This window comes from Microseira sp. BLCC-F43 (genome assembly GCF_041929235.1).
Lineage (GTDB): Bacteria > Cyanobacteriota > Cyanobacteriia > Cyanobacteriales > Aerosakkonemataceae > Microseira.
This window is the reverse complement of the sequence record NZ_JBHFNP010000057.1, coordinates 56096-69511: the sequence shown is the minus strand read 5'-3', so window position 1 is coordinate 69511 and position 13416 is coordinate 56096. Positions and strand designations below refer to the sequence as shown.

General features: G+C 42.8%; 3 protein-coding genes. All 3 read right to left on the bottom strand.

The window, feature by feature from the left end; genetic code table 11:
* Positions 1-11: 11 nt before the first annotated feature.
* Positions 12-4802 (bottom strand): amino acid adenylation domain-containing protein, encoded by a 4791-nt coding sequence (locus ACE1CM_RS09825; protein ID WP_374877230.1) that lies wholly within the window; start codon positions 4800-4802, stop codon positions 12-14.
* Positions 4803-4865: 63 nt separating this feature from the next.
* Positions 4866-7889, bottom strand: coding sequence for a beta-ketoacyl synthase N-terminal-like domain-containing protein (locus ACE1CM_RS09820; protein ID WP_374877229.1), 3024 nt, complete (start codon positions 7887-7889; stop codon positions 4866-4868).
* Positions 7882-13206 carry an amino acid adenylation domain-containing protein gene (locus tag ACE1CM_RS09815; RefSeq protein WP_374877228.1) on the bottom strand — a complete coding sequence of 1775 codons (5325 nt, stop codon included), beginning with the start codon at positions 13204-13206 and terminating at the stop codon, positions 7882-7884. Before ACE1CM_RS09815 ends, ACE1CM_RS09820 begins: the two co-directional genes overlap by 8 nt.
* Positions 13207-13416: the final 210 nt, after the last annotated feature.

The window sequence follows — 13416 nt, the reverse complement described above, 5'->3', positions numbered from 1 at the left end:
TTATCCTCCGATTAAAAAAGGTCTAGTTCTGCCAAAGCTTTATCTAGTTGTGCTTGACTCAGATCCACATCGGGAAAGTCAGAAGGCGTGTAACCTCCGGCTTCGGGAGATTGACAGTGGGCGATAATTTCTCGCAACTTTTGCCAACAATTTTCAGTCAAACTTTCAATTGTGGCGCGTTTATATAAGTTCTCGCTGTATGTCCAAGTCAGCCACAATTGTCCATTACTAACAAAGGCGTTTCCTTCTAGCAAATGGGTTCGCTTTCCTTGGGGACTGCGCCTTGGATCTAAATTCCAATGCGTCAGTTTAAAGATAGATTCTTCAGGTATAAACCTATCCAATTGTCCTAAGTAATTAAAGATTACTTCGGCTTGCGGTGCGCTTTGCAGTTGGGTTGCTTCTTCTGTGAGATAGCGCAATACGCCATAGCCCAATCCTTCATTTGTAATCCGGCGAAGTTGCTCTTTACACGAAATCAAGGCATCTTTTAAATTGGTTGTTTTTCCTAAGTCTAAAACTACTGGAAAAAGGGTTGTAAACCAGCCGACTGTACGCGATAAATCTAAATCGTTAAAGATGTCATCCCTGCCGTTCCCTTCTAAATCAACTAACAGCGAAGTATGGCCTGTCCATTGTCCAAATGCTTGCGCGATCGCACTCAGCAATACGTCGTTAATTTGCATCTGGTATACTTGCGGTACTTGCTGTAGCAAAGCATTAGTTTCTTCGGCGCTGAGGGCGATTGAAATAGTTTGGGCAGAAGCAACTGTGTTATCGCCGTCTGGGTAATCTACTGGTAGGGGGGATATTGGTTTTTGCGCCTGTGACAGCCAGTAGGCTTTTTCTTCTTGTAAAACCGCTGATTTTGCATATTCTTGCACTCGATAAGACCACTGTTTGAATGAGGTGGTTTTGGGCGGTAATTGAATGGTTTTACCTTGACTGAGTTGAGCGATCGCTTTTTCCAAATCTTCCAGTAAAATTTTCCATGAGAAGCCATCAACGGCTAGGTGGTGGGCAACTATCAGCAAGCGGCTGGGTTGTTGCACGCCCAAATCAAAAAATGCCACCCGTGCGATTGGCCCTTGGGAAAGGTTTAAACTTGATTGTATTTCTGTAATTGTGGCCTGAATAACAGATTCTTGTTCAGTTGGAGATAGAGTCGATAAATCTATCTGTGCAAAAAAAGTATCTTCGTCACCGGGACTGGCGTTTACTTGCTGCCAGCCGCATTTTTCTTGATAAAAACGCAATCTTAATGTGTCATGCTGCACCAACAATGAAGGTAATGCTTGTTTCAAGATATCGGGGGAGACAGGTTGCCGCAGTTCCACCATAATTGCCAAATTCCAATGATGTTTTTCCGGCAAGTTCTGCTCAAAAAACCAGTGCTGAATGGGTGTGTGAGGAATTTGGCCAATTATCGGTTCTTGTTCGGCGCGACTTGTTGCTGTTGTCCCCGCAACTGTTGCTAATTCGGCGATGGTTTGATGTTCAAATATTTGCTTTGGAGTGACTAAAATACCAGCTTTTTTAGCTTTAGCGATTACCTGAACGCTGAGTATAGAATCTCCACCTAAATCAAAGAAGTTATCGTTAACTCCTACCTGTTTTAGGTTGAGAACTTCAGCCCAAATTTTGGTTATATTTTCTTCGATTGGCGTGCGCGGTGCTGCATTGACTGATTCTGAATCGCTTCTATTTGTATCGGGTGCTGGTAATGCGCGTCTGTCTACTTTACCGTTGGGTGTTAATGGCAATGTTTCCAGGAAAACAAAGGTTGATGGCACCATGTATTCAGGCAATTTTTCTCGGAGAAAGCAGCAAAGATTGTTAAAATTTGTTTGCTCGCCTGCTTTTTCATTGGAAACGACATAAGCAACTAACTGCTTAACACCGGGTTTATCTTCCCGCGCCACAACTACAACTTCCTGCACAGTTTGATGTTGTCTTAATGCTGCTTCTATCTCTCCTAATTCAATTCGGAAACCGCGAATTTTTACTTGATGGTCAATTCGACCGAGATATTCTAAATTTCCATCTGGTAAATAGCGAACTAAGTCGCCAGTTTTATAGAGTCGTCCTTCAGACTGATTTCTAAAAGGATTGGAAATAAACTTTTCGGCAGTTAGTTCGGGACGGTTTAAATAACCCCTTGATAACCCTGCACCGCCGATGTAAAGTTCTCCCGGTACCCCGATAGGAACTGGTTGCAGATGGCGATCGAGAACGTATAATTGCGTGTTGGCGATCGCTTTCCCAATCGACACAATTCCCTCAGAAGATTCCACCCGATAAATTGTTGACCAAATGGTGGTTTCTGTGGGGCCATATAAATTCCAAACAACAGATCCTTTTTGTAATAACTGATTTGCCAATTCTCTAGAAAGTGCTTCTCCGCCGCAGAGGATTTTTAAGCGATCGCTTCCTTCCCATCCCGCTTGCAAAAGCATTCGCCAAGTAGCTGGAGTCGCTTGCATAACTGTAGCGTTAGTTTCCGCTAACAAAGCTGATAATTGACAGCCATCAGCAGCGACTTCACGACTGACTATAATTGTGCGATCGCCTCTAATTAATGGTAAATAAAGTTCCAACCCCGCAATATCAAAAATAATCGTAGTAACTGATAGGAAAACTTCTCCTTCTGTCAGTCCCAAAGTACCGTTCATCGCAGTCAAAAAGTTGACGACTCCACTGTGAGAAATTTCCACGCCTTTTGGCTTGCCAGTAGAGCCAGAGGTGTAGATAATATAAGCTAAATTATCAGAATTCGATCGACTGACGGGATTAAATTTGTTTTCCCGTGCAATACTTTCCCAGTCTGCATCCAAACAGATTACTTTTGCATTATGTTTCGGTAGCGCCGTCACAACTTGCTTTTGCGTTAGTAGCACTTGAACGTTGGCATCTTCTAACATAAAAGCCAGCCGTTCTTGAGGATGCGCCGGGTCTAAAGGTACATAAGTTCCTCCTGCTTTGAGAATCCCTAAAAGCGCAATTAGCATTTCTAAAGAGCGTTCTACACAAATGCCTACCAGCACATTTGGCTGCACTCCTACCGCTGCCAAATAATGCGCTAATTGATTTGCTCTGACGTTCAATTCTTGATAGGTAAGCTGCTGGTTTTTAAAGACCGCTGCAATTGCATCAGGTGTTCGTTTTACTTGCGCTTCAAATAGTTGATGGATGCAAGTATCTTTGGGATAATTGCTCGCAGTATCGTTCCACTCTACTAACAAAGTTTGCTGTTCCGACTTGGTTAAAATCGGTAATTCTGATAACCTTTGCTCTGGATTGGAGACGATACTTTCTAATAACGCAGTAAAATGTTTAATTGTTCGGTTAATAGTAGCAGGATCGAACAAGTCGGTATTGTATTCCAACTCTCCGGTTAATCCGGATTCGCTGTTTACCATGTAGAGGGTGAGATCGAACTTAGAGGTGCCGCTGTTCGTTTGCAGTCTGGTTAAAGTTAAACCAGGTAAAATTAATTCTGGCATCGGATCTTCTTGCAAAACGAACATCACTTGAAACAGCGGTTGATGGCTCAAGTTTCGTTCTGGTTGCAGTTCTTCTACCAGTTGCTCAAAAGGCAAATCTTCGTGTGCGTAAGCACCTAATGCTACCTGACGGACGCGATTGAGTAATTCCCGAAAACTTGGATTTCCTGAAAGGTCGGTTCGCATTACCAAGGTATTGACAAAAACCCCAATCAATCCCTGAATTTCGCTGTAGTTGCGATTAGCAATTGGAGTTCCAACTGATATATCTTCCTGTCCGCTGTAGCGATAAAGTAAGGTTTGAAATGCCGCCAGCAGGGTCATAAACAAAGTACAACCCGACTGCTGACTGAGAGATTTGAGCTTTTCGGTTAAACTCGGCGATAGTTGAAAGTGAGTAGTTGCACCTCGGAAAGTTTGTACAGCAGGTCGCGGTTTATCTGTTGGAAGTTCCAATACAGTTGTTGCACCCGTCAATTGTTGTTTCCAATAGGAAAGATGGTTTTGCAAATGCTCTTTAGACCATTGACGCTGCCAAACTGCAAAGTCAGCATATTGAATGGGAAGTTCTGGCAATGATGAGGGTTTGCTATGAGAAAAAGCTTCGTAAAGTGCTGCTACTTCCCTAATGAGCGATCGCATCGACCAACCATCACAAATAATATGGTGCATAACGAACACCAGCACATATTCTTGTTCACCCAGCTTCAGCAATGTGCCTCGCAACAAAGGCGCTTTGGTTAAATCGAAAAATCTTTTAACTTCCTCAGTTACAAAATCTTGAATCTTGTCCCCCCCTTGATAAGGGGGGTTAAGGGGGATCGAATTTTTAACTTCCTCAGTTACAAAATCTTGAATCTTGTCCCCCCCTTGATAAGGGGGGTTAGGGGGGATCGAATTTTGAACTGTTGAGAAATCCAAAATCGACAATCTAAAATCCCAACTGGGATGGATAACTTGCACAGCTTGTCCATCCACCATCTCGAAAGTGGTTCGTAACGCTTCGTGACGGCGCACAATTTCATTCAAACTTTTCTCCAGCGCCTCCACATTCAACGAACCTTTTAAATGCACAGATGAAATTTCGTTGTAAGCGTTTCCAGAATCAAACTGATGCAAAAACCACAATCGCTGTTGTGCAAAGGAAAGCGGTGCAGGACTTTGTTCGGCACGTCGAGGAATAGTTTTTAATTTGGAATTGGATTCAACTTCCCCCCGCAATCGCTTTTCTAAAAGCGCTCGTTTGGCAGGCGAAAGTTTAGACTTTCTTGCTAAAAGTTCGTCTTTTCTGATGTCCATAGTCCCTCTACACCCTATTTATTCCTCATCGTTTATCTGAACTTATACATAATTACCTGCTTATTACTGGTAAACTACTGATACAAGTTCCTCAGCTTCTTCAGGTAATTGTTCCAATTCCTCAATTAGCATTTCTTCGATAAAAAATGCTAATTCTGCCACAGTAGGTGCTTCAAACAAAGTACTGAGAGATAAGTCTACTTGGAAATCTTTCCGCAGTTGGGAAATTAACTGAATGCCGATCAGGGAATGTCCGCCCAAATCAAAGAAGCTGTCGTGAATGCCTACCTGTTGAACACCTAGTAATCTTTGGTAAGCTTCTGCAATTATACTCTCTATTTGATTGCTTGGAGCAACTGATGACTCGCTAGTAGATAGTGGGTATTGAGTAGTAGGTAGTGGGGAATTTACTTCCTGTTTTCCTACTTGTTTTCTCGGATCAATCCAGTAACGCTGACGCTCAAATGGATAGGTTGGCAACGGGATACGATAACGAGATTCCCCAGCATAAAACCCAGACCAATCTATTTGGAATCCTCCTAACCAAAGTTGACCCAAAGTATTCAATAAAAATGCTACATCCGATTGGATTTCTTTGGGATGGCGCATGGAGTTTAGCACTAGCCCATTGTGATGTTGCAAAGCGAAAGTACTTAAGGTTTTTCCGGGGCCAACTTCTAGAAAAATGCGCCCAGGTTGTTGCAGTAAACAGGCGATTCCTTCGTTAAATCTTACCGTTTGTCTGAGATGTTTTGCCCAATAAATTGGCTCTGTCGCTTCTTTGGCAGTAATCCAAGTGCCAGTTAAGTTAGAAACAAAGGGAATTTGAGGATACTTTAATTTTATTTTCGCTAATTGCTCGATGAAAGGTTCGATAATCGAATCCATTATCTGGGAATGAAAACCACCAGAAGTCTGCAAACGACGAGACTCTATACCCTCTTTTTTCAGGCGAATTTGCAATGCTTCTACTGCGTTTATCGTACCAGAAACAACGCATAAAGATGGCGCGTTGTTTGCAGCTAAAGAAAGTTCCTCATTCAACAAAGGTTGTACTTCTGCTTCCGAAAGTGGAACGGAAAGCATGGCACCATTAGGAAGTTCCTGCATCAGTTGTCCGCGAATTGCTACTAATGCCAGTGCATCTTCTAAGGAGAAAACATCAGCAATACAGGCAGCTACATATTCTCCAATGCTATGACCGATTGCTGCAACAGGACGTATTCCCCAACTCATCCATAATTGAGCGAGAGCGTATTCGATCGCAAATAGAATTGGTTGGGTAAAACAGGTTTGTTTAAGTTGTTCTTCAGCAGCTTGGATTTGTTCTTCACTAGGATAAAGAATATGGCGAATATCTAATCCCAAATGCGGTTTAAGTATGTCGGCACAACGATCGATTTGTTGAGAGAATACTGACTCGGTTTGGTAAAGTTCTCGCCCCATATTTACATATTGCGAACCCTGTCCGGGAAACATAAATACAACTGAGCGATCGCAACATTCCTGAAAGCTGCTAAAAACTCGTTTTGCTGCCTGAGTTTCTAACGCCTTCACCGCATCTTCTATATCCTGACAAACAACAGTCCGCCGATAACTAAAACTTCGTCTTCCTACCTGTAATGTGTAAGCTACATCTGCAAGGTTTAAATCTTTTTGTTGCTTGAGGTAATCAACCAGATTTGTTGTCGCCGTTTCTAATGCTGAATTAGTTTTAGCAGAAAGAACTAATAAATGATTCTTTCTCCCCTCTGCGTTTGACAAAGAGACGTTGCGCGTGAAATTATGAGATTCTTCCAAAATTACATGAGCATTTGTGCCGCCAATACCGAAAGAACTGACTCCAGCGCGACGGGGAGTGCCATTACTTTTCCATTCAGAGAGTTTGGTATTCACATAAAAAGGACTCCTGTCAAAATCAATTTCAGGGTTAGGTTCTTGAAAGTGCAAACTAGGGGGTATTTGTTTGTTTTTGAGAGCAAGGACGGTTTTAATTAAACCTGCGACGCCAGCAGCAGTATCTAAATGTCCGATATTGCTTTTTACCGAACCAATGGCACAGAATCTTTTCTTATTTGTATAAAGTGAAAAAGCTTCTGTGAGTGCGGCAATTTCTACCGGATCTCCTAGAGGTGTTGCAGTACCGTGAGTTTCGATGTAAGTAATAGTTTCGGGATTAATTCCTGCTAAGCCAATAGCTTCTGCGATCGCTCTTGTTTGTCCCTCCACACTCGGCGCTGTATATCCAACTTTTAAAGCACCGTCATTATTAATAGCGGCTGATTTGATTACCCCATGAATGCAATCTCGATCTGCGATCGCATCCGACAATCTCTTCAAAACCACAATTCCCACGCCGTTACCGATCGCAGTTCCCTGCGCTTTGGCATCAAAAGCTCGGCAATGTCCATCAGGAGATAAAATTCCGCCTTCCTGATACAAATATCCAGTTTTATGCGGCACAAATATAGAAACTCCACCCGCTAAAGCCATATCGCATTGATAGCTTAACAAGCTAGAACAAGCAAAACTTGTGGCTACCAATGATGTGGAACAAGCAGTCTGAATATTAATACTTGGCCCCCGCAAATTTAACTTATAAGAAAGGCGAGTTGTGAGGAAATCTTTGTCATTTCCCATTAATGCTTGACGACCGCTGATCGCTTCTATAAATTCGCGGTTTGAATAAAGATTGTTGAACAGGTAACTGTTCCAACCAACCCCCGCAAAAGCACCAATTCGATCCGGGTAAGTTTCCGAATTATAGCCAGCATTTTCTAATGCTTCCCAAGCACATTCTAAAAACAGCCGATGTTGCGGATCGGTCATTTGTGCTTCTCTGGGACTGAAGCCGAAAAAGGCTGCATCGAATAAATCTATGTCTTCTAAAGTTGCCCCAGCTTTTACATAATTCGGTTGCTTCAAGTCCTCCGGTTCTATCCCTGAATCCAACAACTCTTCATCATTGAAAAATCTAATTGATTCTACGCCATCCCGGATATTTTGCCAAAATTCGTCGATGTTTTTGGCACCGGGAAAACGACCTGCCATGCCGACAATCGCTATGCTTTCTAACTCCTCAGTCATTTCCCAACCTCACTTGTTTCATTAATCTTTTTTGACGTTTAAGAGCCAATCTTTGCTTCTGAACTAAATCGCTAATCTCTTGTAATATTGGCTTTTGTTCTCGTTTTACACTCAAATATTTAGCCAATGATTCGATAGTTGGATATTTAAACATTTCAACCATCGAAATGTTTTGCTCCAACCTCGCTTGTAGTCTGCTATGCACCTGGGATATCAACAATGAATGTCCGCCGAGGTCGAAAAAGTTGTCATAAATCCCCACTTTTTCTAATTGCAATACTTCTTGCCAAATAACAGCGATAATTTGTTCCAGTTCAGTTTGCGGCGAAACATAAACTACTTCTAATTCTGGACGCAGACTTTCGGGTACTGGCAATGCTTTACGATCGACTTTACCATTAACTGTCAGTGGCATCGAATCCAACGTCACCAAGGCCGAAGGTACCATGTATTCTGGCAGTTTTTCTGCCAAATAGGTTCGCAATTCGCTAATTGTCAGAGTTTCCCCAGGATGAAGAACTACATAAGCGATTAAGCGATCGCATTTTGCCAAAACTACACATTCCCGCACTTTGGGATGGTGACTCAACACCGCTTCAATTTCCGATAGTTCAATGCGGAATCCTCGCATTTTCACCTGATGGTCAATTCTCCCGAGATATTCAATAATTCCATCAGCACGATAACGCGCCAAATCCCCTGTTTTGTAAAGCCTTTCTCCGGCACCAAAAGGATTAGGAATAAAGCGTTCCGCAGTGAGTTCGGGACGATGCAAATAACCTCTAGCAACACCCGCGCCGCCGATATACAATTCGCCTGTGATTCCTACAGGTACTGGTTGCAAATATCGGTCTAAAATGTAAAGTTGAGTGTTAGCGATCGCACGACCAATAGGAACCGATCCCGACTGCTTATCTTTTGCTGCTTGATAAATGCAGCATCCAACTACGGTTTCTGTTGGCCCATATTCGTTAACCAACATGGTATCGGGTGCGTTTTCTTGCCAAAAAGCAATGCTTTCAGCTAATAAATTTTCGCCACCGATAATAAATGCTCTAGTTTTCCCAGCAGCTGACTGCGGCAATAACTGGTGACTCAATAATTCTAACTGAGCAGGAGTAATTTTTACCAAGCTAAAGTTGGAATTATTTCGTAGCGTCTTCGCCAGAGTTTCTACACCTTTCTCTTCCGGCAGAAGTTCAACTCTTCCACCTACTAATAAAGGTGAAAATAGCCCTGTAATAGTCATGTCGAACGAAATCGAAGAATGAACGGGCGAACCTTCTCCTTGTTCGACGCTATAAGCTTTTGTACACCAACTAAGGTAGTTTACCAAGCCTCGGTGATGAATCAAAGTTCCTTTGGGTTTACCCGTAGAACCGGAAGTATAAATAACGTAGGCAATATTATCAGCGCAGACATTACTTATGGGATTTTCTGAAATTTCTTCGCCAATTTCCTGCCAATTTGTATCTAAACACACAACCTTTCCTGGATGGGCAGGTATTACTTCTAATAGGTGTTGTTGAGTCAATAGCACAGGTGCTTGAACATCCTCCAACATAAAAGCTAGTCGTTCTTTTGGATAGGTAGGGTCTAGCGGCACATAGGCTCCTCCCGCCTTCAAAATGCCCAAAAGTCCCACCAACATCTCAATAGAACGTTCTACGCAAATGGCGACAAAAACCTCTGGTTTTACCCCTAGCTTTTGCAAGTAATTTGCTAGTTGATTCGCCCGCTGGTTGAGTTCTCGATAGGTTAATTGTTCGTTCCTAAAGATAACTGCAACTGCATCGGGCGTCCGTTGTACTTGCTCCTCAAACAATTGATGAACGTACAAATTATGTGAGTATTCTGTTTTAGTCTGATTCCACTCGATTATTAGCTGATTTCGCTCAACCTCTGTTAGCAAAGGTAAATCCGAAAGGCGTTGGTTAGGATTGGCAACAATACCTGCCAACAAATTTTGGAAATGCCCCAACATTCGGTTAATCGTAGTTGCTTTAAACAGGTCGGTGTTGTACTCGAAAGTAGCAACAAGTTCCCGCCCTCTATCTTCCACAAACAAAGTTAAATCAAACTTTGCCGTTTTTGTATCAACCTCTTGAACTTGCAAGTTTAAATTCGCAACTTCCAAAGTTGGCATAGGGAAATTCTGGAGAGCAAACATTACCTGAAATAGCGGTGTGTGACTCAAATTTCGCTCTGGATGCAGTTCCTCCACCAACTTTTCAAAAGGTAAATCTTGGTGCGAGTAAGCATCTAAAGCAACCCGACGTATCCGCTTCAGTAACTCTGGGAAACTGGGATTGCCCGAAAGATTACTTCGCAATACTAAAGTCTTGACAAAAAATCCAATTGCTGACTGAATTTCAGCGTTATTCCGGTTAGCAATAGGCGAACCTACGAGAATATCATCTTGATGAGTGTAGCGGAAAAGCAACGTTTTGAATGCCGCCAGCAAGGTCATAAATAAAGTCACACCTTCCTGCTGACTCAGTTCTTTAATTCCCTCCCGCAAAGCTTCCGGTAGTACTAAAGTTTGCCTAGCACCTCGGAAAGTAGAAACTGTTGGACGCGGATAGTCAGTTGGTAAATTCAGTACCGGAAGATTACCGCCTAATTGCTGCTTCCAGTAAGCAAGTTGAGACTCTAAAACCTCATCTTTTAACCACTCTCGCTGCCAATAGACATAATCTACGTATTGAATAGTATTTTCTGGCAAAGGCGAAGGTTTTCCAGTTAAGAAAGCTGCGTAAAGTGCTGTCATTTCGCGAATCAAAACACCAGTAGACCAACCATCAAAAATAATGTGGTGCATGGTGAGGAGTAATATGTTATCCTCTGCATCCAGACGCAATAATTTGGCTTTAAATAAACTTCCCTCTCCTAAATCAAAAGGTTGTTGAGCTTCCCGATCTAGAAAACTTTCGATTGAAAATTTCCAGTCTTGTAGGATAGGCATCTTGCCTGCCATCCCCACTCCCCAATCGCCTGACCCCTGAATTACCTGAACTAATTCCCCATTTACTTCTTTGAAATTCGTTCGCAAGACTTCATGGCGTCTGATAATTTCTTTTAGACTTTCCACCAGCGCCAACTCATTTAACTGCCCTTTTATGCGAACAGCGATCGCAATGTTGTAAGCAGAAGAATTTGGTTCTAACTTATTGATAAACCAAAGTCTTTGCTGAGCAAAAGAAAGCGGATGTTCGTTAGAGTTTCTCTCAACGGGAGATAGATTTACCGAATTTACTATGTCGTTTGTAAGCTGAGAGAGTATCTGCATCGCCAGTGCAGAAATACTAGCACCCTCGAAGAAGTCAGCCACAGATACGGTTACTTTAAAATCAGCTTCAATTCTATTTTTTAATTCAAAGACTTTTAAGGAATCCAAACCAAAGCTAATCAAAGGTTGGTCTTTGCCCGCGAAAGATGGCGAAACACCGATAATTTGTGCCACCTGTTCCAGAAGATAAGATTCTAAAAGTGACTGACGTTCTTCCTGGGAAATTGCTAAAATTCCCTCTCGATTTAAACGAGTTGAATTTTCCGCCTTTTCTTCACTTGCCAAAAAGCTGCTTGCTAATACTTCCAAAGTGCCTGCTAGAAATTCTGCCTTGCAAGCACGGCGTTGAATTTTACCGCTAGAAGTTTTCGTAGTACTCCCACCTTTAATCAGCACCACAGCATAAACTTGCACTTCATGTTCCAGAATCACTGCCTGACGAATCGCGGCAGTTACTTCCTCGAAATCCGGTTTTTGGCGAAATTCTAACTCTTGTACAACTATCAATCTTTCTTCATTTTCTACTTCCACTGCAAACGCCGCCACGCTGCCTTTCCGCAATGCCGAATGACTGCTTTCTGCTGTTAGTTCGATGTCTTGCGGGTAGAGATTGCGACCTCTGATGATAATTAAATCTTTCAGCCTTCCAGTAATAAAAAGTTCGCCATTTTGTAAAAAACCTAAATCTCCAGTCCTTAAAAATGCCCCTGTGGGGCAGGCATCCTGCCTGCCATCAGCTAAATAGGCGCGAAAAGTTGCTTCTGTTTCTTGTTTTCGATTCCAATAACCCTGACCAATACTTGGCCCAGATACCCAAATTTCCCCCACTTCATCGGGTTGACAGCAGGCTAATTTTTCAGGATGTACAATAACAATTTGCTGTTCGGGTAAAGTGCGTCCGCAACTGACAAAACTTCGGATATCCTCTGTTTTATTATCAGCTTCAATTACGCGATCGCACTCCAACCCCGATGCGCTAACTGTCTTCACCGCCGGAAAATCTGCCTTTACTTTGCCGGAAATCATTAAAGTTGCTTCCGCCATCCCGTAACAGGGGTAGAAAGCTTCCCGACGAAAACCGCATGAGGCAAAGGTTTCCGAAAACCTTTCTAAAGTTTCCCATCGAATCGGTTCGGCACCGTTAAAAGCCACACTCCAACTGCTTAAATCGAGAGTTTGGCGTTGTGCGGGAGTAATCTTTTGAATACACAATTCATAGGCGAAATTAGGGCCACCGCTAGTAGTACCTCGATAATCGGAAATAGTCTTTAACCAGCGATAAGGATTCTGTAAAAAAGATGCCGGAGACATTAAAAAGCAAGGAAATCCGCCATACAAAGGTTGCAGTATCCCACCGATTAATCCCATGTCGTGGTAAACAGGCAACCAAGAAACAAATTTACTTGCTGGCGAATGTTCCATGTATTGGTAAGTCGTGGCAGCGTTATGCAATAAATTGCCATGACTCAACATTGCGCCTTTCGGTATTCCCGTGGAACCGGAAGTATATTGTAGAAAAGCTAATGTATCTGTTTGAATAAACGGTTCTTCCCAACAATCTTCTATTCCCGCAGGCAAGTTATCGGTAGTTAACCACTGTAGAGAACTTACATCAATTAAAGATTTAATTTTGGATTGAATTGCCGATGTAGTAAGCGCGATCGCAGCCTGTGCATCCGATGCGATCGCTTTGATTCTTGGCGTATTCCGATGATTGCGTGGCGGATAAGCAGGAACCGCCACCACTCCCGCATACAAACAACCGAAAAAACCCGCCAAATAATCCAACCCCGGTGGATAAAGCAATAAGGCACGTTCCCCACTCAAACCCATTATCTGAAGTTGAGATGCGATCGCTCGGCTGCGTCGATCCAACTCACAATAAGTCCAGCTTGCTTGTGCAGTTTCGACCTCTTGCAAGAAAGTAAAAGCAGATTGCTCGCTCTGGTGCAAAGCCCTGTGGCGCAACAGTTCTACAATTGTGGAACCATCAACCGGAAGTTGTGGAAAGTCATTCTTGGGGGTCATTCTTTTTAGTGCCAACTCTACCTAATAGCAATGCAGTTTCCGTCGCTCTTGTGGGGTGGGCATCCTGCCTGCCCTTGAGGTTGTTTTTTGAAGAGGTCTATTGGTGTCTGCGAATTTTTGCGGGGTGCAAGCGATCGCAACACCTCTAATCGCCGCAAAGCTGGACAAAGGTGGAAAACGCATACATTTACCCCTCATTTAACGTCAAAT

Excerpts from the sequence above, each read along its gene's own strand:
- ACE1CM_RS09825 (WP_374877230.1), bottom strand. The coding sequence starts at position 4,802 with ATGGACATCAGAAAAGACGAACTTTTAGCAAGAAAGTCTAAACTTTCG.
- ACE1CM_RS09820 (WP_374877229.1), bottom strand. The coding sequence starts at position 7,889 with ATGACTGAGGAGTTAGAAAGCATAGCGATTGTCGGCATGGCAGGTCGT.
- ACE1CM_RS09815 (WP_374877228.1), bottom strand. The coding sequence starts at position 13,206 with ATGACCCCCAAGAATGACTTTCCACAACTTCCGGTTGATGGTTCCACA.